The 26,651-nt window shown below is 70.6% G+C and carries 22 protein-coding genes and 1 tRNA gene; 7 read left to right on the top strand and 16 right to left on the bottom strand.

Going from position 1 to position 26,651, the window contains the following annotated elements; translation table 11 throughout:
* Window positions 1-50 precede the first annotated feature (50 nt).
* Complete coding sequence (locus NDW01_RS03025) at window positions 51-1,355, bottom strand: sensor histidine kinase (protein WP_252816330.1); 1,305 nt, start codon at window positions 1,353-1,355, stop codon at window positions 51-53.
* Between the two features lie 204 nt (window positions 1,356-1,559).
* Here NDW01_RS03025 and NDW01_RS43685 point away from each other — a divergent pair, with 204 nt between their 5' ends.
* The 3 genes from NDW01_RS43685 (at window position 1,560) to NDW01_RS03010 (ending at window position 5,667) form a co-directional block, all read left to right on the top strand.
* On the top strand, window positions 1,560-2,249 hold the full coding sequence (locus NDW01_RS43685; RefSeq protein ID WP_252816327.1) for an ABC transporter ATP-binding protein: 690 nt from the start codon (window positions 1,560-1,562) through the stop codon (window positions 2,247-2,249).
* Window positions 2,246-4,645, top strand: a complete 2,400-nt coding sequence (locus NDW01_RS03015) for an ABC transporter permease (RefSeq protein ID WP_252816325.1) — start codon at window positions 2,246-2,248, stop codon at window positions 4,643-4,645. The genes NDW01_RS43685 and NDW01_RS03015 overlap by 4 nt, the downstream gene beginning before the upstream one ends.
* A 185-nt stretch (window positions 4,646-4,830) precedes the next feature.
* Window positions 4,831-5,667, top strand: coding sequence for a glycerophosphodiester phosphodiesterase (locus NDW01_RS03010; protein WP_252816323.1), 837 nt, complete (start codon window positions 4,831-4,833; stop codon window positions 5,665-5,667).
* Window positions 5,668-5,719: 52 nt separating this feature from the next.
* On the opposite strand, the gene NDW01_RS03005 is transcribed toward NDW01_RS03010, so the two are convergent.
* From NDW01_RS03005 to polA, 7 genes are all read right to left on the bottom strand, one after another.
* Entirely contained in the window at window positions 5,720-6,421 is a 702-nt protein-coding gene (locus NDW01_RS03005; RefSeq protein WP_252816321.1) for a protein phosphatase 2C domain-containing protein, read from the bottom strand.
* Window positions 6,422-6,578: 157 nt separating this feature from the next.
* Window positions 6,579-7,193, bottom strand: coding sequence for a dephospho-CoA kinase (gene coaE / locus NDW01_RS03000; RefSeq protein ID WP_252816319.1), 615 nt, complete (start codon window positions 7,191-7,193; stop codon window positions 6,579-6,581).
* A gap of 14 nt (window positions 7,194-7,207) precedes the next feature.
* Window positions 7,208-7,693 (bottom strand): GNAT family N-acetyltransferase, encoded by a 486-nt coding sequence (locus NDW01_RS02995; RefSeq protein WP_252816317.1) that lies wholly within the window; start codon window positions 7,691-7,693, stop codon window positions 7,208-7,210.
* Between the two features lie 6 nt (window positions 7,694-7,699).
* The gene (locus NDW01_RS02990; RefSeq protein WP_252816315.1) at window positions 7,700-9,598 is read right to left on the bottom strand and encodes an endonuclease/exonuclease/phosphatase family protein; all 1,899 of its coding nucleotides are present in this window, start codon (window positions 9,596-9,598) and stop codon (window positions 7,700-7,702) included.
* Between the two features lie 152 nt (window positions 9,599-9,750).
* The gene (gene rpsA, locus NDW01_RS02985) at window positions 9,751-11,214 is read right to left on the bottom strand and encodes a 30S ribosomal protein S1 (RefSeq protein ID WP_252783843.1); all 1,464 of its coding nucleotides are present in this window, start codon (window positions 11,212-11,214) and stop codon (window positions 9,751-9,753) included.
* 207 nt (window positions 11,215-11,421) lie between these two features.
* Window positions 11,422-12,588 carry a polysaccharide deacetylase family protein gene (locus tag NDW01_RS02980; RefSeq protein ID WP_252816313.1) on the bottom strand — a complete coding sequence of 389 codons (1,167 nt, stop codon included), beginning with the start codon at window positions 12,586-12,588 and terminating at the stop codon, window positions 11,422-11,424.
* 364 nt (window positions 12,589-12,952) lie between these two features.
* Window positions 12,953-15,646 (bottom strand): DNA polymerase I, encoded by a 2,694-nt coding sequence (gene polA / locus NDW01_RS02975; protein WP_252816310.1) that lies wholly within the window; start codon window positions 15,644-15,646, stop codon window positions 12,953-12,955.
* 53 nt (window positions 15,647-15,699) lie between these two features.
* Here polA and NDW01_RS02970 point away from each other — a divergent pair, with 53 nt between their 5' ends.
* Both NDW01_RS02970 and NDW01_RS02965 read left to right on the top strand, forming a co-directional pair.
* Complete coding sequence (locus NDW01_RS02970) at window positions 15,700-16,119, top strand: PaaI family thioesterase (RefSeq protein ID WP_406567147.1); 420 nt, start codon at window positions 15,700-15,702, stop codon at window positions 16,117-16,119.
* Between the two features lie 278 nt (window positions 16,120-16,397).
* On the top strand, window positions 16,398-16,997 hold the full coding sequence (locus NDW01_RS02965) for a DUF4352 domain-containing protein (RefSeq protein WP_252816308.1): 600 nt from the start codon (window positions 16,398-16,400) through the stop codon (window positions 16,995-16,997).
* Between the two features lie 70 nt (window positions 16,998-17,067).
* Here NDW01_RS02965 and NDW01_RS02960 read toward each other — a convergent pair whose 3' ends face one another.
* The 6 genes from NDW01_RS02960 to NDW01_RS02935 all read right to left on the bottom strand — a co-directional run bounded on the left by NDW01_RS02960 (window position 17,068) and on the right by NDW01_RS02935 (window position 22,881).
* A complete protein-coding gene (locus tag NDW01_RS02960; RefSeq protein ID WP_252816307.1) occupies window positions 17,068-17,799 on the bottom strand; it encodes an ABC transporter ATP-binding protein in 732 nt (243 codons plus the stop codon).
* A complete protein-coding gene (locus NDW01_RS02955) occupies window positions 17,789-18,601 on the bottom strand; it encodes an ABC transporter ATP-binding protein (RefSeq protein WP_252787126.1) in 813 nt (270 codons plus the stop codon). The genes NDW01_RS02960 and NDW01_RS02955 overlap by 11 nt, the downstream gene beginning before the upstream one ends.
* On the bottom strand, window positions 18,598-19,785 hold the full coding sequence (locus NDW01_RS02950) for a branched-chain amino acid ABC transporter permease (RefSeq protein ID WP_252816305.1): 1,188 nt from the start codon (window positions 19,783-19,785) through the stop codon (window positions 18,598-18,600). The genes NDW01_RS02955 and NDW01_RS02950 overlap by 4 nt, the downstream gene beginning before the upstream one ends.
* A complete protein-coding gene (locus tag NDW01_RS02945) occupies window positions 19,782-20,747 on the bottom strand; it encodes a branched-chain amino acid ABC transporter permease (RefSeq protein WP_252816303.1) in 966 nt (321 codons plus the stop codon). Before NDW01_RS02945 ends, NDW01_RS02950 begins: the two co-directional genes overlap by 4 nt.
* 85 nt (window positions 20,748-20,832) lie before the next feature.
* Window positions 20,833-21,999: a branched-chain amino acid ABC transporter substrate-binding protein gene (locus NDW01_RS02940; RefSeq protein WP_252816301.1), complete on the bottom strand. Its 1,167-nt coding sequence runs from the start codon at window positions 21,997-21,999 to the stop codon at window positions 20,833-20,835.
* Between the two features lie 270 nt (window positions 22,000-22,269).
* Window positions 22,270-22,881 carry an ANTAR domain-containing response regulator gene (locus NDW01_RS02935; protein WP_252816299.1) on the bottom strand — a complete coding sequence of 204 codons (612 nt, stop codon included), beginning with the start codon at window positions 22,879-22,881 and terminating at the stop codon, window positions 22,270-22,272.
* A gap of 97 nt (window positions 22,882-22,978) precedes the next feature.
* Between NDW01_RS02935 and NDW01_RS02930 the strand changes: the two genes are divergently transcribed.
* A tRNA-Leu gene (locus NDW01_RS02930) sits at window positions 22,979-23,061 on the top strand.
* A 65-nt stretch (window positions 23,062-23,126) separates the two neighbouring features.
* Window positions 23,127-23,888 (top strand): helix-turn-helix domain-containing protein, encoded by a 762-nt coding sequence (locus NDW01_RS02925; protein ID WP_252816297.1) that lies wholly within the window; start codon window positions 23,127-23,129, stop codon window positions 23,886-23,888.
* A gap of 95 nt (window positions 23,889-23,983) precedes the next feature.
* Here the strand turns inward: NDW01_RS02925 and pyk are convergent, their stop codons facing one another.
* Window positions 23,984-25,420, bottom strand: a complete 1,437-nt coding sequence (gene pyk / locus NDW01_RS02920; RefSeq protein ID WP_252816295.1) for a pyruvate kinase — start codon at window positions 25,418-25,420, stop codon at window positions 23,984-23,986.
* 318 nt (window positions 25,421-25,738) lie between these two features.
* Window positions 25,739-26,293, bottom strand: coding sequence for a type 1 glutamine amidotransferase domain-containing protein (locus tag NDW01_RS02915; protein WP_252816292.1), 555 nt, complete (start codon window positions 26,291-26,293; stop codon window positions 25,739-25,741).
* Between the last annotated feature and the right edge of the window lie 358 nt (window positions 26,294-26,651).

Here is a 26,651-nt window from a genome sequence, read left to right as displayed (position 1 = left end):
GTCCTTCGCCGGAGGAGTGACCAGAGGCAGTGTGCTCGTCGGCCGCTCGCTCACTCTTCCCCCAGCGGGAGCACGGCGCGGACGTGGTACCCGCCGGTGGGGAGCCGCCCTGCCTCGAACCTGCCTCCGTAGACGGCGAGGCGTTCGCGCAGGCCGATCAGTCCCCGGCCGCTCCCGGAGCGCGCCGCCGCGGTCGGCGTGCCACCCGTGTCGATGACCTCCACGCGAAGCTCGTCCGGAGCGTACGCGACCGTGACCCGCACGCGGGCGCCGGCGGCGTGCTTGACGGTGTTGGTCAGCGCCTCCTGGATGACGCGGTACGCCGCCAGGTCGACGCCCGCGGGCAGCGGCACCGCGGAGCCGGTCACGGTGAGTTCGACGGGCACGCCGGACTCGCGGACCCGGACGGTGAGCGCCGCCACCCGGTCGAGGCCCGGCGGCGGGGCGAGGTCTTCGGGGGCCACCTGGTCCGGATCGTCGCCGTTCATGGTCAGCAGGCCCATGACGTGGCGCAGCTCGGTCATCGCGGCGCGCCCGCCGGATTCGACGGCCAGCAGCGCCTGTTCCGCCCGCTCGGGCGCCGTGCTCATCACCTTGCGGGCGGCCCCGGCCTGCACGACCATCATGCTGACATTGTGGGTGACCACGTCGTGCAGCTCCTGCGCGATCCGGGAACGCTCCAGCTCCACCGCGTGCCGCGTGGCGGCCTCCTGCTCGACCTCGAGGGTCTGTACGCGCTGTTTCCAGGTGTGGATCGCGTTGGCCGCGAGTCCGGCCGGGATCAGGATGAGGAACGTCACCAGGCCGGGCCTGATGGAGGGCACGACCGTCTTGTGGCCCCCGGTGATCAGACCGGCGCCCACCAGGGCGCTCGCCAGCGCCAGCGATCGGTACGGGCTGTACATCACCGCGCTGTAGGCGGCGATCAGACAGGCGGCGAAGATGAATGACGGGTCGTAGCCCGGATGGACGCGCAAGAGCTGCGTCGCTCCGAGCACCACCCAGAACGCCGCGAGTGGGTATCGGCGGCGTGCCACCAGCGGGATCCCGATCGCGACCGCCAGGACCAGATGCCAGAACGGGTGGGCCCCGTGAAGCTGTGCGGGACCGGGAGGCGGGGGCGGGGGAACCGGGGGACCGCCCCCGGAGGTCACCGGGACCGGTATGTCCTGCACCGGCACGGGACCTGGGCCGGACCCGCTCGGGTGCACGCTCAGCACACCGATGGCCAGGACCAGGGCGAGAAGCGCGTCGGCCGCCCACGCCCAGCCCGAGAGAGGCGGCGGCGGACTCGTGACCCGCCACAGCGTGGCGACGCGGGCTCGCAGGCGTCCGGTGATCTCAGCCCTGTTCACGGGCTCAGTCTCCCAAGCCGCCTGGACCGGCACATCCGTCCCGGTGATGACCGGCTCGCGGCGCGCGACGTACATCGCAGTGATGACGCGAATCCCTCATCGGCCGGGTGGAGGACGGGAGTTCGTCACGGCTGCCGACGCGCCGGCTCCTGGGCCGCTCCTAGCGTCGGGTCGCGTCGATACCGACCGATCCCTGGAGGGCCCGTGGACGCGCCGATCATCGAGATCCGCGACGTGAGCAAGAGATATGACGAAGGACGGCCGGCGCTGGCCGGGCTGAGCCTGGAGGTGCGTGCCGGTGAGGCGCTGGCCGTGCTCGGCCGGTCGGGCAGCGGGAAGTCGACGCTGCTCAACATGATCGCCGGTCTGGACAAGCCGAGCGAGGGCGGCGTCACCGTGGACGGGGTGCGCGTCGACTCGTTGAGCGAGACGGCCCTGGCGAAGTACCGCCGGGAACGCATCGGCATGATCTTCCAGTTCTTCAACCTCCTGGACGACCTCACCGTGGAGGACAACGTCCTGCTGCCGGCGCAGCTGGCCGGGGTTCCCCGGGGCAAGGCGCGTGCCCGCGCCGCCGAGCTGCTCGAGCAGCTCGGCATCGCCCGGCACGCCCGTGCCTTCCCCGGCCGGCTGTCCGGCGGGGAACGTCAGCGCGTCGCGGTCGCCCGGTCGCTCATGAACCGCCCTCCGCTGCTGCTGGCCGACGAGCCGACCGGCGCGCTGGACAGCGCCTCCGCGGCAGACGTGAGGGAACTGCTGGTCGACCTGAACCACACGGGGCAGACGATCCTGCTGGTCACTCACGACACCGCCCTCGCCGCATCGTGCGCGACCGGGACCATCGAGCTCGTCGACGGCAGGATCGCCCGTGACGTCCGGGCGGCGGCCCGATGAGCGCACTGGGCAAGGTGGTCCGCGCCGGTGTCGGACGGCGCCGGGTCCAGACCCTGGTGATGACACTGACCACGATGATGGCGGTCACCGCGTCGGTACTGGCCGCCGGTCTTCTCGTGGCGTCGCAGGCACCGTTCGACCACGCCTTCGCCCAGCAGAAGGGCGCGCACCTGACCGCGCAGTTCGACGGGACCCGGGTCACCGCCGCGCAGGCCGCGGCGACGGCGCACGTCTCCGGCGTGACGGCGGCCGCCGGGCCGTTCCCGGTTCTCTCCCTGCGTCCGCACGTCGGCACGAACGACTCCGGAATGCCGGTGGGCGACCGGTTGCCGCCGATGACGATCGTCGGCCGTGCCGATCCGGGCGGACCGGTCGACGACCTCGACCTCACCTCTGGCAGGTGGGCCACCGGTACAGGACAGATCGTGCTGCCCGACGGCGACGCGCCGTTCGGCATCGGCGACCGGATGGAGTTCCCCGACCTGCCGGGCCGTCCGTCGCTGACGGTGGTCGGGTTGGCCAGGTCGGTAGGCATGAGCGCCGAGGCATGGGTGTCACCGGCACAGCTCGTGGCCTTGACCCCTCCCGGCGCCGTACCGACCCGGCAGATGCTCTACCGCTTCGACCACGCCGCCACCGACGCCCAGATCGGCGCCGATCGTGCCGCGGTCGCCGCTGCCGTGCCGCCCGGGTCGATGACCGGAGCGGCGTCCTACCTGAAGCTCAAGCTGGCCGCGAGCCGCGCCTCGGCGACGTTCGTTCCGTTCGTGACCGCCTTCGGAGTCCTCGGCTTGTTCATGTCGATCCTGATCATCGGCGTCGTGGTCAGCGGTGCGGTCAGCGCCGCGACCCGGCGCATCGGCATCCTGAAGTCCCTGGGCTTCACCCCGGCACAGGTCGTCCGCGCCTACGTCGCGCAGGCACTGATCCCCGCGACCATCGGTACCGTCCTCGGCGTCGTCTTCGGCGACCTGCTGTCGATCCCGGTCCTGGGCGAGGCCGAGAGCGCCTACGGCACCGGGAGCCTGACGGTCGCCCCGTGGATCGACCTCGCAGTCCCCGCCGTCGCTCTCGCCGCGGTCGCCGGCACAGCGTTGGTGCCCGCGCTGCGTGCCGGGCGGCTGCGAACCGTCGAGGCGATCGCCGTCGGCCGCACCCCGCGGCCCGGACGTGGCCGCGCGGTCCGGTACCTGCTGGGCCGGCTTCCACTCCCGCGCCCGGTCAGCCTCGGTCTGGCCACCCCCTTCTCCCGGCCCACGCGGTCGGCCACGATGGCCACGGCTGTGGCCTTCGGCACGATCGGGATCACCTTCGGTGCGGGGCTCGCCATGTCCCTCAACGACATCCAGAACGGCCTGAGCCGCCGGACCCCCGGTGCCGTCGTCGTCCAGGCCTTCGGCGCGCCTGCTCCGCCCGCCCCCGGAACCGACCCGACCGGCCCGCCCGCGACACCGACGATCAAGCCGGCCGTGAGGCCCAAGGCGATCGCCGCGAAGATCAGCGCGCAACCGGGCACCGGGAGGTACTTCAGCACCGGCCAGGCCCGGGTCAGCGTGACCGGACGGGCCGGCACGACGACCGTGATCGCTTATCAGGGCGACTACTCGTGGGGTTCATACCAGATGGTCGCAGGATCATGGTTGAGCGGCCCGGGCCAGGCGGTGGTCCCCTCCGGATTCCTCAAGGCGACCGGGACCCATCTCGGGGACACCATCACCTTGACCGCGAACGGCCGCAGCGCCCCGGTGCGGATCGTCGGCGAGGCGCTGGACCTGCGCGAGGAGGGCATGGTCATCCTGACCGACGCTTCGTCTCTTGCCGGCCTCCGTGCCCCTGTCCTGCCGGAATCGGTCGAGTTCGATATCGACCTGAGACCAGGAACCGATCCGCAGAGGTATCTGACGTCGCTGAACGCGGCCCTGCAGCCGCTCGGCATCACCGCCCAGGCCAATTCCGGGCAGCTGAGCGGCACGGTCATCGCCATGGACGCGCTCGCCGCGATGCTCACTCTCCTGTTGCTCGCCGTGGCCGGTCTGGGCGTGCTCAACACGGTGGTGCTCGACACCCGGGAACGCGTCCACGACCTCGGAGTGCTCAAGGCACTGGGCATGTCACCGAGGCAGACGGTCACCATGGTCATCACGTCGGTCGCCGGAATCGGCCTGTCCGCCAGCGCGCTCGGGGTCCCGGTCGGTATGGCGCTGCACGACCAGGTGCTGCCGGTCATGGGCCACGCCGCGGGAACCCGGTTCCCGGCGGCGGACATCGCCGTGTACGGCCTGCCCGTGCTGATCCCGCTCGTCCTGGGCGGGATGGTCATCGCGACGGCGGGGGCGCTGCTCCCCGCCGGCTGGGCCGCCCGGGCCCGGACGGCGATCGCTCTGCGCACGGAATAGCCGGCCGGCCCTCGAAACCTTCGCCCGCTCCCCCCTCGGGGAGAGCGGGCGAAGGACTCCCAACCAATGTCACTAGATGTCAATATGAGCGTCATGTCCGGCTTACGCCGTGCTTCCCGCCCCGCAGTGCGCCCGGAGCACCGTCGTGACCGAGCCCCTCCCCCCGGCCGTGAAGGGACCCCCCATTGCCTGCACGCCTCGCCGCCCTCACGCTCGCCTCCGCCCTCCCCCTGCCTCTCGCCCTCGCCCTCGGTGGTACCGCCTCCGCCGCCACGACCGTGGCGGACGTCGGACACCGGGGTGCCTCCGCGTACGCGCCGGAGAACACTCTCGCGGCCTTCCGGCAGGCCAAGACCCGGCACGCGGACTACTTCGAACTGGACGTCCAGCAGACCAAGGACCACCAGCTGATCGTCATGCACGACACGACGCTCAGCCGCACCACGAACGTGGAGAAGGTCTACCCGCATGGTTCGCCCTGGCGGATCCGCGACTACACCCTCAAGCAGATCAAGCGGCTCGACGCCGGGTCGTGGTTCTCGTCCAAGTACAAGGGCGAGCGGGTGCCGACTCTGGACGAGACCCTGCGCACCATGCAGGGCCAGGGGCTGAAGCTCCTCCTGGAGATCAAGAACCCGTCCCTGTACCCCGGCATGACCGCCCGGATCGCGGCCGAGCTGCGCACCGAGCCGTACTGGCTGCGCCCCGGCCGGCTGATCGTGCAGAGCTTCGACTGGTCGTCGCTGAAGAGCTTCCACAAGCTGCTGCCGTCCGTGCCGCTCGGCGTGCTCGGCAAGCCCACGACCAGCGAGCTGCCCGCCGTCGCGAAGTACGCCCGGTACGTCAACCCGAAGTACACGACGGTCGGCAAGAGCTACGTCGCAAGCGTGAAGAAGCGCCACCTCAAAGTCTTCGTGTACGTCGTCAACGACCGCTCGACGATGCGCCGGATGATCGGCTACGGGGTGAACGGGATCATCACCAACCGTCCCGACACGCTCCGCTCGGTCCTCAAGGGGTAGCGCAGGCGGGCGACCGGCGGCACCCGCCAAGGCGCACCGTTCCGCTCGGACCTCAAGGGGTGGCGAACTCGCAGTAGGCGACGGTGGCGTCGTCATGGCGCTTGTGGCGGGGCCAGCGCCGCCCGTCCGGGTCGGATCGCTCGGCCTCGCGGACCTGTTCGATCAGCGCCGCCGGCCCCTGCCCGGCCAGGGTGGCCAGTGTCTGCGGCCAGTCGGTCAGGCCGAAGGAGTCGGCGAGACGGGTGGCGCCGTCGGTGAGCAGGGCCGCCCGGCGCAGCTCCGGCAGCGGCACCCTGCCGGTGAGCGCCCGCCCGGCCACGCGCGGGTCGGCGGCGGCGAACCCGCTGCCGACGGCGGTGAGCGCGGTGACCCGCCCGTCCTGGTCGAGTAGCAGCGTGGAGTCCGCCAGCACCAGGTAGTCGGCTGCCTGGTCGCGGACGCGCAGGGCGACGACCGTCGTCGCCGGGGTCCAGGGATGGGACAGGTCGCAGCGTCCGCCGTGCGCGGCGGCCGTCCCGGTGATCGCCTGAGCGAGAGCGGCGTCGGGGCTCAGGGCGTGGTCGAGGAGGCCGACCAGCAACCGGGTCGCGAGCTGCCCGACGTACCAGGGACGGCCGTGCCCGCAGCCGGTCTCCAGGTCCATGTCGATGCTCATGCCGTCCAGCACGACGACGGCGCCGAGCGCGGTCGCGACGAAGTCCTCGTTCGGCCGGGCGGGGCTGCCCTGCTCGCACGCCCAGCTCACCCGCATCATCGTGAGCTCCTCACCTCGGTACGGCCGGTGGCGCGGGCGACCCGCGTCATCGCTGCCGGACCCCCACCGCCGGTACGGCCTGCCGGCGCGCCGGCCGCCCGGACGGCTCTCGTCTTCGCGTATCGCCCGGTTCGGCGCGGCGGGCGGGCGGCTCGCGTCATCGCCGCGAGTCTTCCGCGTCGTCGCGGCGCTTGAGGTCCGCCCACAGGTCGTCGACCTGCTCGGCGAGCCGCTCGAGCGTGCCGGAGTTGTCGATGACCCGGTCGGCGATCTCCAGCCGCCGCTCCCGGGTGGCCTGGGCCGCGATGCGGGCCCGCGCGTCCGCCTCGGTCATGCCGCGCCGCCCGGTCAGCCGCCGCACCTGCTCCTCGACGGGCGTGTCGACGACGACCACGAGGTCGTACATGCCGGCCAGGCCGTTCTCGGCGATCAACGGCACGTCGTAGACCACGATCGCGTCTCCCGGCGCCCGCTCGACGAGCTCGCGCATCCGCTCGCCGACGCGCGGGTGGACGATCGCGTTCAGGCGCGCCCGCCGCTCCTCGTCGGCGAACACGATGGACCCGAGCCGCTCGCGGTCGAGGGACCCGTCCGGGCGCAGCACCTCGTCGCCGAACTCGGCGACGACCTCGGCCAGACCGGGCGTGCCCGGCTCGACGACCTCGCGGGCGACGGCGTCGGCGTCGACGATCACCGCGCCGTGCTCCGCGAGCCGCCGGGACACCTCGCTCTTGCCGGACCCGATCCCTCCGGTCAACCCCACACTCAGCACGCCCGCGAGCGTACTCACTCCGGCGCGGTCGCGGGCGTGAGGGGCTTGCGCATGTGGACGAGCGTCAGGTGGTCGGCGATCCGCTCCCGGTGGGTCTCGGCGTACCCGAGACGGCGGTACAGCCGCAGGTCGGTCTCGCTGAGGTGCCCGGTGAACAGCACGCAGGCGTCGGCCCGGCCCGCCGCCTCCGCCTCCAGCGCCCGCATCAGCGCCTCGCCGATCCCCCGCCCCTGCAGGTCGGGCGCGACGACGAGCCGGCCGACCAGGCAGGTGCGCTCGTTGAACCGGCCGCGTACCGAACCGACGATCCGGGATCCCACGCTGGCCTTCAGGACCACCGACTCGGCGATCATCTTCCCGATCTGGTCGAGGGACTCGACCAGCGGCGGCAGGAACGGATCACCGTGCAGCTGCGCCTCGGTGACGTACGCGGCGCGCTGCACGGTGAGGATCTCCCCGGCGTCGGCGACGCCGGCGCGCTCGATCCGGGCCTCCTCCACGGGCGGTCAGCCCACCACGCGGACGGTCGCGGCCACCGGGTAGTGGTCCGAGGCCCGCCGGGTCGAGTCGACCGCGCTGTTGGCGAAGCCGAGGTCGTCGCTGCCGAGGATCCAGTCGACGCGTGCGCCGCCCGTCGTCGTCGGCGGAGGCGAGTCGGTCGGGCTGCGCAGCCCGCTCTGGCCCGTGAGGCGGCTCAGCTCCGGGCCGCCCGGACCCGCACCGATGTTCCCGGCGATGACCGTGCGCGGCGCGCCGCTCCACACCTGCAGCAGCTTCACGATCTCGGCCAGCCGGCTCTGGGTGCGGTCCGCGCCCTGCTGGAGCCGGACGGACCACACGTCGGCCGTGTTCCCGCCGCCGACGTCGACCCGCGCCCAGACGTACCCCGGCGCCTGCGGGCCGGCGCCCACCGGCAGCCGCCCGGTACCGGTGGCCTTGACGCGCAGCCGGGTCAGCACCGCGTTGCCGTCCTGGTGGTCCCCCGCCGGGCCCCACACGAGGCGCATCTTCAGCCGCCGGGCGAGCCAGGACGCCACGTCGGTCGTGCCCGACATCGGGCGGCCACGCCCGGCCTCCTGCAGCGCCACCACGTCGGCGCGCTGCGCCTCGATCGCGCGGGCGATCGCCTCCGGGTCCAGCCGGCCGCCGTTTCCGGCGGCGTCGTGGATGTCGTACGAGACGACGCGGAACGTGCCCGGCAGCGTCGCGGCGCGGGTCACCGACGGCGCGGTCACCGCGTAGACCACCGGGACGGCCACGAGGACGAGCGCGCCCACGCCCGCGCCGAGCGCGCGGACCGCCGAGCGGGCCGGCAGCGGGCCGCCGCGCGCCGCGGCGATGGCCGACAGCAGGCCCAGCGCGATGCCCGCCAGGCCCGGCAGGACCTTGTTCGGCAACGGCAGCGGGTGGGTGTAGTGCAGCTGGTACGGCAGGATCACGAGCAGGACCCCCAGCGCGCCGAAGGCCGCGCCGAGGTCGACGCGCCACGCCCGGCCCCCGGTATCGGGGACGCTGACGTTCGGCGGCGGCCCGCCCCGCTCGGCGGGCCGGCCGCGGTAGCCGCCGCGCCGCAGCGGCACCCGCGAGGCGACCGCCAGCAGCCACGCCGACAGCACCTGCCCGACGACCACGACCGCGATCGCCACCGCGCCGGTCAGGCCGTACCGGCCGGTGACCGCGCCCGCGCCGACACCGAGAAGCGTGCCGCCGAAGACGCACACCCCGCCGGGCACGGCCGCGACGGCCAGGCCCGAGGACAGGAACGCCAGGGCCAGCGCCTGCCCGGCCAGGACGACCGCGCCGGCGACGGCCAGGGGCAGCCCGCCACTGGAGGACGTGAAGGCCGGGCTGGACAGCACGAGGACCTGCAGGGCCAGGAAGGGGCCCAGGGCCGCCGCGCCGAGCGCGTCACGCCAGCCGATCACCGGAGCCTCGACCGGCGGCGTGCGCAGCCAGCGCATCAGCACCGCCGCTCCGCCCGCGACGATGACAACGGTGACGGCCCAGGCGGCGACGCCCGTACGGGCGGGCGGGTCCCAGGTGCCGAAGGCGAGCCGCAGCGCGGTGTCGCCGGTGAGCCCGGCCGTCGCCGCCACCGCGAAGCCCGTGCCGGACAGGCCGCGCGCCACCTCGTACAGCGCCGTGACGGCGAGCATCCCGAACACGGCACCCGCGAACGCGAGCCACAGCGCCGGTGAGACGGCCTGCATGGCGAGCCGGACGGCCAGCAGCCCGCCGATCGCGACGGCCGCCAGGCCGCGCGACCCGGCGACCGCGCGGACGCCGGGCGCCAGGAAGCCGGACAGGCACGCCACCAGGATCACCAGCGTGGCGGTGACCGCCCCGCCGGTCTCGGTGTAGTGCCCGAACGCGGGGAACGCCGCCCGCAGCACCTCGGCGAGCACCGCGAGGGTGATCGCGATCAGCGAGATCCGCGAACGTTCCTGGGGAACGACCGGGGGTCCCGCCGTAGCGACGGGACCCCCAGATCGGACGCGTGAGTCAGAATCGACCATAACGGTGGTCTGTCTACTCCTCGCCGGTTTTCGGTTGTGTGTTACTCCTGGCCGCCGGACAGCTTCTCGCGGAGGGCCGCGAGCGCCTCGTCGGAGGCGAGGGCGCCGCCCGTGTCGCCGCCCTGCGACTCCTCCGTCGCGTACGACTGCGGGCCGGCCGCCTCGGCCTCGGCGCGCCGGGCCTCCTCGACCTGCCGCTTGTGGGCGTCGAAGCGAGCGCGGGCCTCGGCGTACTGCCGCTCCCAGGTCTCACGCTGCTCGTCGTAGCCCTCGAGCCAGTCGCCGGTCTCCGAGTCGAAGCCCTCGGGGTACTTGTAGTTCCCCTGCTCGTCGTACTCGGCGGGCATGCCGTAGAGCGTCGGGTCGAACTCCTCGTCGGTGAACGTCCCGCCGGTCTCGTTGGCCTGCTTCAGCGAGAGGCTGATGCGGCGCCGGTCGAGGTCGATGTCGATGATCTTGACGAAGATCTCGTCGCCGACCTGGACGACCTGCTCCGGGATCTCCACGTGGCGCTCGGCCAGCTCGGAGATGTGGACCAGGCCCTCGATGCCCTCCTCGACCCGCACGAACGCGCCGAACGGCACCAGCTTGGTGACCCGGCCCGGAACGACCTGGCCGATCTGGTGGGTGCGGGCGAACTGCTGCCAGGGGTCCTCCTGCGTCGCCTTGAGCGACAGCGAGACCCGCTCGCGCTCCATGTCGACGTCGAGGACCTCGACCGTGACCTCCTGGCCGACCTCGACGACCTCGGAGGGGTGGTCGATGTGCTTCCAGGACAGCTCGGACACGTGCACCAGACCGTCGACGCCGCCGAGGTCGACGAACGCGCCGAAGTTGACGATGCTGGAGACGACGCCCTTGCGGACCTGGCCCTTCTGGAGGGTGTTGAGGAAGGTCTGGCGGACCTCGCTCTGGGTCTGCTCGAGCCAGGCACGGCGGGACAGGACCACGTTGTTGCGGTTCTTGTCCAGCTCGATGATCTTGGCTTCGAGCTCACGGCCGACGTACGGCTGGAGGTCGCGGACCCGGCGCATCTCCACCAGCGATGCCGGCAGGAAGCCGCGCAGGCCGATGTCGAGGATGAGGCCGCCCTTGACGACCTCGATGACGGTACCGGTGACGATGCCGTCCTCGTCCTTGATCTTCTCGATCGTGCCCCAGGCGCGCTCGTATTGGGCGCGCTTCTTGGACAGGATCAGGCGACCTTCCTTGTCCTCCTTCTGAAGGACGAGGGCCTCGACGTGGTCTCCGACCTTGACGACCTCGTTCGGGTCGACATCGTGCTTGATCGAAAGCTCACGCGAGGGGATGACACCCTCGGTCTTGTAGCCGATGTCGAGCAAGACCTCGTCTCGATCGACCTTGACGACAGTGCCCTCGACAATGTCGCCGTCGTTGAAGTACTTGATGGTCTCGTCGATCGCCGCGAGGAAGGCTTCCTCGGACCCGATGTCATTGACCGCTACCTGCGGGGTACTCGAGGTGGCCTCGGTGCTGCTCGTCATGTGTGGGATGGCTCCGGATACGGACATGCGTAGTTGCCTGTGCTGCGCGGAGGGCCAGTTATCCGTCCCTGCCGATGAACCGGCGGCGTGACCATACCGATGTCGACGTGACCGAGCGCGAGCCTGCTCTGTCCGAGGCGCGCGCAGGCCCACAGCGCAGCGATCAGAATATGGGACGTACCCCGGTACGGTCAATCTCTCGGATGATCAGTACGGGCACGCGCGTGCCGCGAGTCCCTTGGCGAGGTAGATCATCTTAGCCTGCGGGAAGGCCACCGTGGCCGGATCCCCGTCGGACGTGAAGCGCTTGTCCGGGTGCCGGGCCAGCCAGTCGAGCCACGCGATCGAGCAGAACCGCCGGCAGTCGTCCTGGGGAACCCTGCCGTCGTCGCGGATCCGCGGGATCTGCCGAGGATCATAGTCCTTCTCGAAGGGTGAGTCGGCCGGACGCCACCCCGCGAGGAACATCCCCTGGAAGTTCCACCGGGCTCCGCCGGCCGCTCCGTGGCCGGCCCAGGACAGGCGCGCCGGGGCACCGAAGGGAAACGCGAACGTCACCGGCGGGATACCCGTCGCGGCCGTGATCATCTTCTGGTCGGTGCCGATCTCCTGGGCCACGGCACCGTGATCCATTCCCGCCAGGTCCCGGTGGTGGGTCGTGTGGTTGGCGACCTCGAAGCCGTGCTGGGCCAGCCAGCGCATCGCGGCCGCCGCCCGGTCCCCCAGCGCGAACGGGTCGGCGTTCACGAAGAACGTCGCGACCGGGCGGAACCCCGGATGCTCCCGGGCCACCCGCTCGATCACCCCGACGGCGGTGTCCGGCTCCGGAGCGCCCGCCGCGTCGAAGGCCAGATGCGTCGGCGACCCGTCGTCGAAGGTCAGCACGACCGGGTGCCGTCCCGCCGGGACGTTCATCGTCCCCGTGACGAACTCCGCGGCCGTCACCGGCACGTAGCCCTCCTGCGCCAGCCGGGTGAACTCCGCGTACAGCTGGGCGGGCGTACGGTCCAGCGACGACTTCGGCTTCGCCAGCACCCGGTGGACCATCAGGATCGGGACCTGGCCGAGCTCGTTCGCGCCGGCGGCGCGGGCCGCCGCCGCCGCACGCGCCCGGTCGAAGGCCGGCGGGGCCGACGACGCCGGCGGACTCGACGGGGCCGCCTGCGCCGGGACCGCCGGCGCGACCGCCCGCCGGCCGCGCCCCGCCCCGCGCCCCGGCGTCGCCGCGCCGTCCCCGGCGGCGGAGACGGCCGCCGCGGCGCCCGCGCGGCGCACGGCCGTCACGTGGCCGCCGCGGCCGGCCGGCGGCAGCAGCAGGCCGACGGCCACCGCCGCGACGAGCAGGGCGGCGGCGAGTCGGTGAAGGTGCGGCACAGGCCCCCCATAAGCTCGCGCCCACGGCGAGCCGTACGGCCGTGGGCACCGTCAGAGTCCGCGCGGAACGGCCGCCCGACCAGGGCGGCCCGTCCGCGCGGACTCTTACTTCCCGCTCAGCGGATCTTGCAATCCGTCACCGGGGTGAGCCCTCCGTGACCGTCCCTTTCACCCGGGATGAGCCCTCGACGACCGGCCCTTTTCGCCCGGATGAGCCCCCGGCGACCGGCCCGCCGGCCGGACAGCGCTCAGCTGCCCGGCCTCCGGCCGGGCAGCCTCAGTGCCCGGCCTCCTGCCAGGCGGCCCTCAGTGCCCGGCCTCCTGCCAGGCGGCCCTCAGTGCCCGGCCTCCTGCCAGGCGGCTTTCAGTGCCCGGCCTCCTGCCAGGTGCGCCCGGTGCCCATCGAGACCTCCAGCGGCACCCGCAGGTCGTACGCGCCGCCCATCTGCTCCCGCACCAGTGCCTGCAGCTCCTCCAACTCGCCCGGCGCCACCTCGAAGATCAGCTCGTCGTGGACCTGCAGCAGCATCCGCGACGCCAGCCCGGCCGTGCGCATCGCGCGGTCGACGTTCAGCATCGCGACCTTGATGATGTCGGCCGCCGAGCCCTGGATCGGCGCGTTCAGCGCCATCCGCTCGGCCATCTCCCGCCGCTGCCGGTTGTCCGAGGTCAGGTCGGGCAGGTAGCGGCGGCGACCCATGATCGTCTCGGTGTAGCCGTCGTGCCGGGCCTTGGCCACGATGTCGCGCAGGTAGTCGCGCACCCCGCCGAACTGCTCGAAGTACTCGGCCATCAGCGCCCGCGCCTCGTCCGGCGTGATCTTCAGCTGCTGTGAGAGCCCGAACGCCGACAGGCCGTACGCCAGGCCGTAGTTCATCGCCTTGATCCGCGACCGCAGCTCACCGTCGATCTGCTCGGGCGGCAGGTCGAACACCCGGGAGGCGGTGATCGTGTGGAAGTCCGCACCGGACCCGAACGCCTCGGTCAGCGCGGCGTCCTCCGACAGGTGCGTCATGATCCGCAGCTCGATCTGGCTGTAGTCGGCGGTGAGCAGGCACTCGTAGCCCTCCCCCACCATGAAGCCCTCGCGGATCTGCCGGCCCTCGGCCGTGCGGATCGGGATGTTCTGCAGGTTCGGGTCGGCCGAGGACAGCCGGCCGGTCGCCGCGACCATCTGCCCGAACGTCGTGTGGATGCGCCGGTCCTCGTCCGCCATCGGGATCAGCGAGTCGACCATGCTCTTGAGCTTGGCGACCTCACGGTGCCGCAGCAGGTGCTCCAGCACCGGGTGACCGGTCTGGGCGAACAGGCTCGTCAGCGCGTCGGAGTCGGTGGTGTAGCCGGTCTTGGTGCGCCGCGTCTTCGGCAGCTCCAGCTCGTCGAACAGCACCTGCTGGATCTGCTTGGGCGACCCGAGGTTGAACTCGTGCCCGATCGCCTCCCAGGCGCCCTCCTCCATCGCCTTGACCTCCGCGCCGAAGGTCGCCGACAGCTTCGCCAGGTAGTCGATGTCCAGGGCGACACCGACCCGCTCCATGCCGGCGAGGACCTCGACCAGCGGCAGCTCGACCTGCTGCAGCAGCCGCGTCGCACCCCGCCGCTCCAGGTCCGCGTCCAGCGCCTCGGCGAGGTCGACGACCGCACGCGCCCGTACGACGAGGTCGTGGGCGGCCTCCTGCTCACCGGAGCCGTCGATCGTCAGCTGGCCGCTGTCGTCGGCCTCCTTGCGCAGCTCCCGGTGCAGGTAGCGCAGGACCAGGTCGCCCAGGTCGAAGGAGCGCTGGCCGGGCAGCGCGAGATAGGCGGCCAGCGCCGTGTCGCTCGTCACGCCGTCGAGCCGCATGCCGCGCGCGGCCAGCGCCAGCATCGGGCCCTTGGCGTCGTGGATCGCCTTCGGCCGCTTCGGGTCGGCCAGCCACGCGGCCAGTGCCCGCTCGTCCTCCTCGATCAGCTCCACCGGGTCCACGAAGGCCCCCGCGCCGTCCTGGTTGGCCAGCGCGACGCCCGTGAGGTCGCCCGTGCCGCGCCCCCACGTGCCGGTCACCGCGACGCCGACCCGGCCCTCCCCGGTGGCGTGCTCCTCCAGCCACGCGGCGAGCTCGCCCGGCCCCGGCCGGGCCACCTCGACCTCGAAGCCCTCCTCCGCCTCCGGCTCGACCGCCGACAGCGTGGCGTACAGCCGCTCGCGCAGCACCCGGAACTGCAGGGTGTCGAACAGCGTGTGGATCTCGTCGCGGTCCCACTGGCCGATCGTCAGGTCCGCGGGGCCCTGGTCGAGCTCCACGTCACAGATCAGCTGGTTGACCTGGTAGTTGCGCATGACCTCGCCGAGATGCTCGCGCAGGCTCGCCCCGGCCTTGCCGGTGATCTCGTCGACGTGCGCGATGACCCCGTCGAGCCCGTCGTACTTGGCGATCCACTTCGCGGCGGTCTTCGGGCCCACGCCCGGCACGCCCGGCAGATTGTCGCTGGTCTCCCCCACCAGGGCGGTGAGCATCCGGTGCCGCTCCGGCGGCACGCCGTACTTCTCCTCGACCGCCGCCGGGGTCATGCGGGCCAGGTCGGACACGCCCTTGCGCGGGTACAGCACCGTGCAGTGCGGGCCGACGAGCTGGAACGCGTCCCGGTCGCCGGTGACGATCGCCACGTCCATGCCCTGATCCACGGCCCGCGTGGCGAGCGTGGCGATCAGGTCGTCCGCCTCGTAGCCCGCGACGGAGAGCCGCGGGATGCGCAGCGCGTCGAGCACCTCGAAGATCAGGCTGATCTGGCTGCGGAAGTCGTCCGGCGTCTCCCGCCGGTTCGCCTTGTACTCGACGTAGGCCTCGTGCCGGAACGTCGGCTCCGACCGGTCGAAGCACACCCCGACGTGCGTGGGCTCCTCGTCGCGCAGCACGTTGATCAGCATCGACGTGAAGCCGTACACCGCGTTCGTCGGCTGCCCCGTCGTCGTCGAGAAGTTCTCGATGGGCAGCGCGAAGAACGCCCGGTAGGCCAGGGAGTGCCCGTCCAGGAGCAGCAGGCGCGCGTTTTCAGAGGTCGCTTCCGTCGTCACCACGCAAGCAGCCTAGTCTTCACTGCCGACAGTTCTACGCAGGTGATGGAGGATTCATGAGCGAGGCCGGCGGCGGCCCCACCAACGATCTCGGCGGCATCGACCCGCGCGGGGATCTCGCCACGGCGATGGGCGTCGAGCTCCTGGAGGCGAGCCCCGAGCGCGTCGTGGCGCGCATGCCCGTGAAGGGCAACACCCAGCCGTACGGCGTCCTGCACGGCGGCGCCTCCTGCGTCCTGGCCGAGTCCGCCGGCTCCGTCGGCGCCGCCCTGCACGCCGGCCCCGGCCGCATCGCCCTCGGCATCGAGATCAACGCCACCCACCACCGGGCCGCGACCAGCGGACACGTCACCGCGGTCGCCACCCGCCTGCACGGCGGACGCACCCTGGCCAGCTACGAGATCGTCATCACCGACGAGCAGGACCGCCGCGTCTGCACCGCCAGACTCACCTGCGCCATCCGCGACAAGGCATAGATTTCTCGCATCTTTTGCACCAGTCACTCCAGTCTCGCTACCGTTGGAGGGCAAGAGCCCGGAGCGCTGAGTAGAAAACGTACGATCCGGTTCCCGCGCAGGGCCGGGGAAGGCCTGCACGGGCCACCAGACCGTACGGCACCAAAGGCGCTCCGGGCTCATTCACGCTCCGGCCCCGCCACGTCCCGTCGCCGCACCGGTCTCGATTCGGCCACAGCAGCTCTACGCGTCGGCCACAGGGGCTTTGCATGATCACAGCCGTCGCCTACCGTCGCGCTGTGCGCCCCTTCGCGATCACACCCGGCGTCCGCGCCGGGCGCCGGCCCGGCACCCTCCGGGCCGTGACGCCGCTCGTCGCCGTCGTCCTCGCCGCGGCGGGCTGCGGCCACCCGGCCCGCGACTACACCATCCCCCCGCAGCCCCTCCCCGAGCACGAGACGCCGCTCAAGGGCCGGACCGCCACCATCGGCGAGGTCGGCTACGCCGTGATCGGGCTCCGCACCAAGATCCCCGAGGTGATCGGCTCGCACGCCAGCTGGATGCCGCACGGGCAGTACGTCCGCGTCCGCCTCCTGATGGTCGACCACGGCCGCGAACGCCACGACTTCGACCCCTACCGGCAGCGGCTCGTCACCGCCGACGGCGCCACATATCTCCCCAACACCGACGCCATGCAGATCTCCCGCGCGCCCGCCGGCGTGCAGACCATCGCCTCCCAGGAGATGCGCGCCTTCGACCTGTGGTACGACGTGCCCGCCAACGCCAAGGTGAAGGCCCTGCGGGTGCTCGGCGACCCCTCCTCGTCCCGGCTCGGCGACCAGCTCAAGGGCGCCGCCGTCGGCAACACCAAGAACCCGGTCGACATCTCCCTGACCTGACCCGGCGCGACGACGAAGGGGCGGCGGCCCGCCTGCGCGAGCCGCCGCCCCTTTCGACGCCGTACGGAGGTCAGGCGGTCGGGCCCGCCGCCGCCTCCGCGCCGCCACCGAGGTACGCCGCGCGCACCTGCGGGTCGTTCAGCAGCGCGCCGGCCTCCGCCGACTTCACCACGGTGCCCGTCTCCAGGACGTACGCACGGTGCGCCACCTGCAGCGCCTGCTGGGCGTTCTGCTCGACCAGCAGCACCGTCGTGCCCCGCCGGTTGATCTCCGTGATGATCTCGAAGATCTGCTTGATCAGCATCGGCGCCAGACCCATCGACGGCTCGTCCAGCAGCAGCACCTTCGGCTTGGTCATCAGCGCCCGGCCGATCGCCAGCATCTGCTGCTCACCGCCGGACATCGTGCCGCCCGCCTGGTCCTTGCGCTCGGCCAGCCGCGGGAACAGGTCGTAGACCTCCTCCAGGTCCTTCTCGACCTCGTCCCGGCGCGCGTACGCGCCCATCAGGAGGTTCTCCACGACCGTCATGCCGGGGAAGATGCCACGGCCCTCCGGGGACTGCCCGATGCCCATCAGCACGCGCTTGTGCCCCGGCACCTTGCTGATGTCCTTGCCGTCGAACACGATCGAACCGCGCGTCAGCGGACGCAGCCCCGAGATCGTCTTGAGCGTCGTCGTCTTGCCGGCGCCGTTCGCGCCGATCAGCGTGACGATCTCACCCTCGTCGACCTCCACGGACACGCCCTTGAGCGCCGCGATCTTGCCGTAGTGGACGTGAATGTCCTTGATCTCAAGAAGCATCGGCGGGAACCCCCAGGTACGCATCGATGACCCGCTGGTTGTTCTGGATCTCCGCCGGGAGGCCCTCCGCGATCTTCTGGCCGAAGTCCAGCACGGCGATCCGGTCGCTGATGCCCATGATCAGGCTCATGTCGTGCTCGATCAGCAGCACCGTCCGCCCGGTGTCCCGGATCCTGCGGATCAGCCCCTGCAGCTCCTCCTTCTCCGTCGGGTTCATCCCGGCGGCCGGCTCGTCGAGCAGCAGCAGCTTCGGGTCCGTCGCCAGCGCACGAGCGATCTCCAGCCGCCGCTGGTCGCCGTACGGCAGGTTCTTCGCCGTCTCCTCCATCCGGTGCGCGATGCCGACGAACTCCATCAGCTCCCGGGCCTTGACCCGGCCGTCGCGCTCCTCACGGCGATGCCACGGCAGTCCCAGCGCCGCACCGGCCAGACCCGTCCGATGGTGCGCGTCCGCGCCCACCATGACGTTCTCCAGCGCCGACATGTTGTGGAACAGCCGGACGTTCTGGAACGTGCGCGCCACGCCCCGCTTCGTCACCTGGAACCGCTTCTTGCCGTCGATCCGGGAACCACCGAAGACCACCTGGCCCTCGGTCGGCCGATACACCCCGGTGACGACGTTGAAGACCGTCGTCTTGCCCGCGCCGTTCGGTCCGATCAACGCGAAGATCTCACCCTCGTTGATCGTCAGGTTCAGGCCGTTGATCGCGACGACGCCGCCGAAGCGCATCGTGATCTCACGCAGCTCCAGCACCGGCGTACCGGTCCGCTCCTCCACCGGAACGGCTGCCGTCTCGCTCATTCGCCCACCTCACCAGCGGCGACGGTCACCGGACCGCCCACCTCGGCACCGAGGCCGCCCATGCCGCCCTCACCCTCGGCGAGCTCCGCCTTACGGCGCCGCGACGGCAGCAGGCCCTCCGGCCGGAAGACCATCAACAGGACCAGCACCCCGCCGAACACCAGCACGCGGTACTCCTGGAGGCCACGGATCCGCTCCGGGATCCACGCCACCAGGAAGGCGCCCAGCATGACGCCCGGGAGGTTCCCCGAGCCGCCGAGGACCACCGCCGCCAGGATCGTCGCCGACAGGATGAACGGGAAGTTGTTCGGGATGATCGACACCGCCTGCGACGCGTACACCACGCCGCCCGCGCCACCGATCGCCGCGCCGATCGCGAACGCCGCCAGCTTGAACTTGAACGTCGGAACGCCCATCAGCTCGGCCGCGTCCTCATCCTCCCGGATCGAGGCCCACGCACGGCCCACCCGGCTGTTCTCCAGCCGCTTCGAGAAGATGATCGCCAGGACGATCACCAGCAGCATCAGGTAGTAGTACGGCTTGCCGTCCAGCGCGCCGTACTTGAACGGCTGCACGCCGCCGAGCCCGATCGCGTCGAAGAACCCGTTGTCCGGGACCGTCCACTCCGTCAGCGTCGGCGGGTGCGGAATGCCACCGATGCCGTTCGGGCCACCGATGTAGTCGGTGTTCTGCGCCACGATCCGGACGATCTCCCCGAAGCCCAGGGTCACGATCGCCAGGTAGTCACCGCGCAGCCGCAGCGTCGGAGCGCCCAGGATGATGCCCGACACCGCCGACAGCAGCACACCGACGACCAGGATCTCCCAGAAGTCCATGTGCATCTTCGTCCCGAAGATGGCCATCGCGTAGCCGCCGATCGCGAAGAACGCGACGTAGCCCAGGTCGAGTAGACCGGCCTGCCCCACGACCACGTTCAGGCCGATCGCCAGCAGGATGTACCCGCCGATCGGGAAGAACAGCAGCGTCGGCCAGTCGGTGTACGGCGACATGAAACTGCCGATGCCGTCCGCCGGCAGGATGATCGCGACCACGATCAGCACCAGGTAGACGACCCACCGCGCCCAGCGCGGAGCGGTCGCCCAGCGGTCATGAAGCGAGTCGGAGAAAGACGAGTACCCGTCCCGTAGGCGGGTGAGCGGGTTTCGGTTGGTCGTATCGTTCATGCGCGCGCCTGCTGAAGGGACTCACCGAGGATGCCGGTGGGACGGAACATGAGGACAAGCACCAGAACGCTGAATGCGACGACGTTCTGCCATTCGGAACCGAAGACCGCCGAGCCGTACATCTCGATCAGGCCCAGGACGATACCGCCGATCAGCGAACCGCGGAGATTGCCGATACCGCCCAGCACCGCGGCGGTGAACGCCTTGATGCCCAGCAGGAACCCGACGTCGAACTTCGTCTCCTCGAACCGCAGCATGTACAGCGCCGCCGCGACACCCGCCATCGCGCCGCCGAGCGCGAACGTCGCCGTCACGATCCGGTCGATGTTGACGCCCATCAGCACGGCCGTCTCCGGATCCTGCGCCGTCGCGCGGATGCCGCGGCCCAGCTTCGTCCGGTTCACGAACAGGTCCAGCAGGACCATCATGAGGACCGCGCCGACGATCACGATGAGCCGGTCGTTCGACAGCTCGAACCCACCGATGTGGATCACATCGGTACGGCGCACGAAGTGCCCCTGGACCGGCAGCGCGCCCTTCTCCTTCGGCAGGCCGAAGGCCTGCGGGATCACGAGCCGCGCGAACAGCTGCTGAAGGAACAGCGACGCGCCGATCGCCGAGATCAGCGCCGCGAGCCGTGACGCGTTGTTCCGCCGCAAGGGCCGGTACGCCACGTATTCCAAGATGACGGCGCTGCCGCCCGAGGCGACCCCGCCCACCACCGCGAGCGCGAGGACCAGGCCCACCAGCGCGAAACCGCCGACGTTCGACGGCATCCCGAACAGGTGCAGGGCTCCGAGCACCCCGAACGTCCCGATCATGAAGATCTCGGAGTGCGCGAAGTTGATGAGTCGCAGGACGCCGTAGACCATCGTGTAGCCCAGCGCCACCAGCGCGTAGATCGCGCCCAGCGACAGGCCGTCAATGGTGTACGGCCAGAATTGACTGAAGAGAGTGTTCAATGTGGTCGCCTTTGCCGCAGGGGCGGGAGCGCGTCTTTCGCTCCCGCCCCTGCGCGTGTCTCAAGGCCGCCGTCTGGCAGGCGGACTACTTGACCGTCGCGTTCTTGGCGCTGCCCAGCAGCGGAAGCTGGGTGCCCTTGACCTCGTAGACGTAGACGTCCGTCGCGGTCGGCTCACCGTTGCTCTGGAACTTGATCTCCTTCGAGACGCCCGGCTTGTCGACCTTGGTCAGGAAGTCGTTGATCTTCTCCGGCGTCGTGTTGCCGGCCTTGACCGCCTCGATGAACGCGGTGGCCGCGTCGTAGCCCTCGGCCGAGTAGATCGCCGGGTCGGCGTGGAACTTGGCCTTGTAGTCCTCGGCGAACTTCTTGCTCGCCGCGCTCGCCGTACCGCTCGGGTCGATCAGGCACGGGCAGCCGATGATCGAGCCGTCGGCGTTCGTGCCGCCGGCGCCCTTGGCCAGACCCTGGTCCAGCGAGCCGTCACCCGACAGGAAGCGCGCCTTCACGCCGCCCTCGCGCAGCTGCTTGATCAGCTTGCCGCCCGCGGAGTAGTAGCCGCCGAAGAAGATCGCGTCCGGTGCGAACGCCTTGACCTTGTTCACGGTCGCGGAGAAGTCCGAGCCGTTCGGGTCGATCGCGTCCTCGGAGGTCTGGGCGCCGGCCTTCTCGACCGTCGCCTTGACCGTCTCACCGAGCGGCTTACCGTACTCGGAGTTGTCGTGGATGATGAAGACCTTCTTGGCCTTCAGCCCGTTGCTGATGAACTCGCCGATCCCCGCGCCCTGCACGTTGTCGTTGGCGATGAGGCGGTGCCAGTACTTCCAGCCGTGCGTCGCCAGGGCCGCGTTGGTCGCCGAGGAGGAGATGTTCGGCAGCTTGCCCTCCTCCAGGACCGGGTCGGCCTGCGCCGACTCGCTGGAGAAGGTCGGGCCGATCAGGCCGGCGATCTTGTCCTTCGTGATGGCCTGCTTGGCCAGCGGCACGGCCTGCTCACCCTTGCCCTGGCTGTCGTAGGTCTTGAGGGTGATCTTGACCTTCGGGTTGGTCGCGTTGTACTGGTCGATGGCCAGCTGAGCGCCCTGCTTGGGCGGGATGACGATGCCGGAGTTCTCGCCGGTCAGGTCACCCATGAACCCGATGGTGACATTGTCGCCACCGCCCTTGGAGTTGCCACCGCACGCGGACGCGCCGAGCGCCAGTGTCGCGCTCGCCGCCACCACGCCGACGACGGTAATCAATCTGCTCCGCAAGGTAGCTCTTCCTTCCGTCCGAATCCCCGGGATCAGGGACTTAATCTGCACCCAGGTCGTGGACTCGGTGCGGGCGAAATGACACGTTTCCTGGGGCTCAGGTGGGTAGTACACCGAGCACCGGCTACGAGGAGTAGGGATTCAGCGATGGTGTTGCTGATTCGTTACTGGTCCGTGCCCCAAAAGTCCGGATACGAATACGGATGACTACTCTGCGTAGTAGCGCAGCTCACTCCGTTACAGGGGTGTTAACGGACACCACCAGGCCCACTATTCGGTCTTCGCCCCGGAGGTGTCACCCACACCGCCCACGATGACCGCCTCCGCCACCGCCCGCATCGTCAGCCGACGGTCCATCGAGGTCTTCTGGATCCAGCGGAACGCCTCCGGCTCCGACCACCCGTGCGCGCTCTGCAGCAGCCCCTTGGCCCGGTCGACCAGCTTCCGCGTCTCGAGCCGCTCCTCGAGCGACGTCACCTCGGCCTCAAGGCTCTTGATCTCCTGGAACCGGCTCACCGCCATCTCAATGGCGGGCACCAGGTCCGCCTTCGTGAACGGCTTCACGAGGTAGGCCATGGCTCCGGCCTCCCGGGCCCTCTCGACCAGCTCCCGCTGAGAGAACGCCGTCAGGATGACCACGGGCGCGATCCGCTCGCCGGCGATCCGCTCGGCCGCCGAGATCCCGTCCAGGACCGGCATCTTCACGTCGAGGATCGTCAGGTCCGGCACCAATTCCGTGGTCAGGCGGACCGCCGTCTCCCCGTCCCCGGCCTCGCCGACGACCTCGTACCCCTCTTCTTCCAGCATCTCCTTGAGGTCAAGCCTGATCAGAGCCTCATCCTCAGCGATCACAACACGACGCGCGCTCTCGGTCACGCGCACGAGCGTACCCGGACCCGCTACCCTGGTACCCGACCCGGGGTGTCACTTGGCACCCCAGGCAGTTTTTCCGGACATCTCTTACAATGTCGGGGAAAATGCCGGGATGTTGGAATGGTAGACAAGGACGCCTCAAAAGCGTCTGTCCGAAAGGACGTGCGGGTTCGAGTCCCGCTCCCGGTACCCATTCGTGACCGGCCACTTACTAACGGCAACATTCTGTCGTACCGCAGCGCAACACTATGCGTATGTACGACAGACGCATCCTGGAGCGGGCTTTAACCCTGTCCCGCCGGGGATTCACAGACCGTGAGGTCGCTCGGATGTGCGGCGTCTCCATCGGCGCTGTCCGGCACTGGAAGTACGGCACTCGGCGCAGCAAGCAGGCAGCTCCTCGAAAGTTCGACTGCCCTCGGTGCCACGAGCGGTCCCTCGATGAGCAGTCTTACGCCTACCTGCTCGGCCTCTATCTCGGAGACGGGCATATCGTGCATTGCCCCAAAGACGTCTTCCGCCTCGAGATCGCCTGCTGTGACGCCTGGCCCGGACTCATCCACGCAGCCGCGGAGGCGATTAAGGCCGTCATGCCATCTAATGCGGTCGGCTACCGCCAGAGGCAGGGCTGCACGATGGTCGGAGTCCTCTCGAAGCATCTCCCCTGCCTGTTCCCCCAGCACGGACCAGGGATGAAGCACACGAGGAAGATCGCGCTAGCCGTATGGCAGGAGGACATAGTCACGAAATTCGCCGAAGAGTTCGTCCGGGGGCTCATCCATTCGGATGGTTGCCGTTCCATGAACCGTGTACGGCGCCCGCTGAAGGGCGGCGATCGTTGGTACGAGTACCCGCGCTACACGTTCGTCAACGAGTCGGCGGACATCCGCCGACTGTTCACGGATGCACTGGATCGGCTCGGGATCGCATGGAAGCAGATGAACCGGAAGACGATCTCAATCGCGCGGAGGGAGGCGGTGGCGCGGCTGGATGAGTTCGTGGGGCCGAAGTACTGAGCGGCCGCCGTGCGGAGCCCACACGGCTCCGAGTGCGGGGTCAGCGCCCGGGGTGGTGGGCGGTGGCCCCGCACTGGGTCCGGAGCGTCCTGGGGTCAGGACGCCGGGTGGGTGGCGATGGCGTCACCGATGCGGTGGACGCGCAGCGCGTTGGTGGAGCCGGGGGTGCCGGGGGGCGAGCCGGCGACGATGACGACGCGGTCGCCCTTCTGGAGGCGGCCGATGTCGAGGAGCGCGGCCTCGACCTGGCGGACCATCTCGTCGGTGTGGAAGACCTCGGGGACGATGAAGGTCTCGACGCCCCAGACGAGGGCCAGCTGGCTGCGGGTCTCGGGGCGGGCGGTGAAGGCCAGGAGGGGGATCGGCGAGCGGTAGCGCGACATGCGGCGCGCGGTCTCACCGGTCATGGTGAAGGCGACGAGGGCCTTGGCGCCCACGGTCGCGCCGATCTCGGCGGCGGCGCGGGCGATGGCGCCGCCGACCGTCTCGGGGACGCGGTCGAGGGAGTGGGTGGCGCGGAGGGTGTGCTCCTCGGCGGCGCAGACGATGCGGCCCATGGTCTGGACGGACTCGATGGGGTAGTCGCCGACGCTGGTCTCGCCGGAGAGCATGACGGCGTCGGCGCCTTCGAAGACGGCGTTGGCGACGTCGGAGGTCTCGGCGCGGGTGGGGCGCGGCGCGCTGATCATGGACTCGAGCATCTGGGTCGCGACGATGACCGGGCGGGCCTTCTCGCGGGTGAGCTCGATGGCGCGTTTCTGGACGATGGGGACCTGCTCGAGCGGGAGCTCGACGCCGAGGTCGCCGCGGGCGACCATGATGCCGTCGAAGGCTTCGACGATCTCTTCGAGGCGCTCGACGGCCTGCGGCTTCTCGATCTTGGCGAGGAGGGGGACGGTGCGTCCTTCCTCCTCCATGATGCGGCGGGCGGTGGTGGCGTCGTCGGGGCTGCGCACGAAGGACAGGGCGACCATGTCGACGCCGAGGTGGAGGGCGAAGCGGAGGTCTTCTTCGTCCTTCTCGGTGAGGGCGGGGACGCTGACGGCGACGCCGGGGAGGTTGAGGCCCTTGTGGTCGGAGACCATGCCACCGACGAGGACGCGGGTGCGGACGCGGGGGCCGTCGACGGCGGTGACGCTGAGGACGACGCGGCCGTCGTCGATGAGGACGGTGTCACCGGCGTTGACGTCGCCGGGGAGCCCGCCGTAGGTGGTGGAGACCATGGCGCGGTCGCCGGGGACGTCCTCGGTGGTGACGGTGAACTCGTCGCCCAGGGTCAGGCGGACCGGGCCGTCGGCGAACCGGCCGAGCCTGATCTTCGGTCCCTGGAGGTCGGCGAGGATGCCGACGCCGCGGCCGGTGGCGTTGGAGGCGTCGCGGAGATATCGATAAACCTCCGCGTGCTGCTGCTGCGTGCCGTGGCTCATGTTGAGCCGGGCGACGTCGATCCCGGCCTCCACGAGGGCGTGGATGTTCTCCTGGCTGGAACAGGCGGGACCTATCGTGCTGACGATCTTTGCTCGGCGACTCACGCTACAACCCTAGGTAGTTACTGGGCGGTACGCGTATTCATGCAGGTCGGCGTCGCCCAGTGTTCACGTATTGGTCTAGACCGAAGGGGCCGACAAGGGTCCCTTGGCCTAGATGTGAGGGTATGCCCGGATGCGGGAAACGGCAGCCGGATCGGCGAGTCCGGCTCCTGCGGAGTGCGGAGCGGGCGGCCGGGTGCGCGAACCGTACGGGCGCCCGCGCGGAGTCCGGGCCGCGTCTCGTGCCGCAGGTCCCGGCTGTACGGAGGGCGGCGCGGGCGGCCGGGACGCCGTGCGTCCGGCCGGCCGCGCGCCGGTGGTTCAGGCCGCGAACGTCTCGACGATCTCCTGGCAGAAGGCCTTGAGGTCGTCGGGCTTGCGGCTGGTGATGAGGGTGTTGGGGCCGGCGGTGCAGCGCGCGACCTCCTGGTCGACCCAGGTGCCGCCGGCGTTGCGGATGTCGGTCTTCAGGCTGGGCCAGGACGTCAGGGTGCGGCCGCGTACGACGTCGGCCTCGACGAGGGTCCAGGGGGCGTGGCAGATCGCCGCGACCGGCTTGGCGCTGTCGAAGAATCCCTTGGCGAAGGCGACGGCCTTGGGCTCGGTGCGCAGGAAGTCGGGGTTGGCGACGCCGCCGGGCAGGACGAGCGCGTCGAAGTCGTCGGCCGAGACCTCGTCGACGGTGGTGTCCACGGGGAACGTGTCGGCCTTCTCGAGGTGGTCGCGGGCCTGCACCCGGCCGCTGCTGGTGGAGACGAGGCGCGGCGTGCCGCCGGCCTGTTCGATCGCCTTCCAGGGCTCGGTCAGTTCGACCTGCTCGATCCCGTCGGGGGCGACGAGGAAGGCGATCGTCCTGCCGTGGAGGTTGGTGCTCATGGGTCTACCTTCCCGAGTGGTGCTTTCGGCCGTGCTTCATGAGCCCTGCCCGGCATCGGGGCTGATATTCGCCCTCGGGTGTGACGTTCGGAACAGAGTGTTGCCGTCGATGCGGGGGGCGGCCGGTCGTGGCCGCGTCCGCCGGTGTTCCGCCGCCCGCTGGACGTGGCCGGTCTCCGCCCTCCGGGTCACCGACATCTGCCGTTAGATATCGCAATAAAGCGAATTCCGTTGATTGCCCGAATCAACGTTTCCGTCGCCCGATCATCGAACGTCGTTCATGCGTTCGCGTTGCACACGGCCGTTGAATGGGCCATTTTCTATCTGGTGTTGCGTGGTCCTCGGTCCGACGGGAGCG

The organism is Actinoallomurus soli, assembly GCF_024055715.1.
Classification (GTDB): Bacteria; Actinomycetota; Actinomycetes; order Streptosporangiales; family Streptosporangiaceae; genus Actinoallomurus; species Actinoallomurus soli.
This window is presented reverse-complemented; position numbering and strand designations above follow the sequence as displayed.

Bases quoted from the DNA above. Each gene is read 5' to 3' on its own strand.
- NDW01_RS02960 (WP_252816307.1), bottom strand. From the start codon at position 17,799: ATGCTTCTTGAGATCAAGGACATTCACGTCCACTACGGCAAGATCGCG.
- NDW01_RS02970 (WP_406567147.1), top strand. From the start codon at position 15,700: ATGAGCGAGGCCGGCGGCGGCCCCACCAACGATCTCGGCGGCATCGAC.
- rpsA (WP_252783843.1), bottom strand. From the start codon at position 11,214: ATGACGAGCAGCACCGAGGCCACCTCGAGTACCCCGCAGGTAGCGGTC.
- NDW01_RS02955 (WP_252787126.1), bottom strand. From the start codon at position 18,601: ATGAGCGAGACGGCAGCCGTTCCGGTGGAGGAGCGGACCGGTACGCCG.
- NDW01_RS03015 (WP_252816325.1), top strand. From the start codon at position 2,246: ATGAGCGCACTGGGCAAGGTGGTCCGCGCCGGTGTCGGACGGCGCCGG.
- NDW01_RS02925 (WP_252816297.1), top strand. From the start codon at position 23,127: ATGTACGACAGACGCATCCTGGAGCGGGCTTTAACCCTGTCCCGCCGG.
- NDW01_RS02915 (WP_252816292.1), bottom strand. From the start codon at position 26,293: ATGAGCACCAACCTCCACGGCAGGACGATCGCCTTCCTCGTCGCCCCC.
- NDW01_RS03005 (WP_252816321.1), bottom strand. From the start codon at position 6,421: ATGATGCGGGTGAGCTGGGCGTGCGAGCAGGGCAGCCCCGCCCGGCCG.
- NDW01_RS02950 (WP_252816305.1), bottom strand. From the start codon at position 19,785: ATGAACGATACGACCAACCGAAACCCGCTCACCCGCCTACGGGACGGG.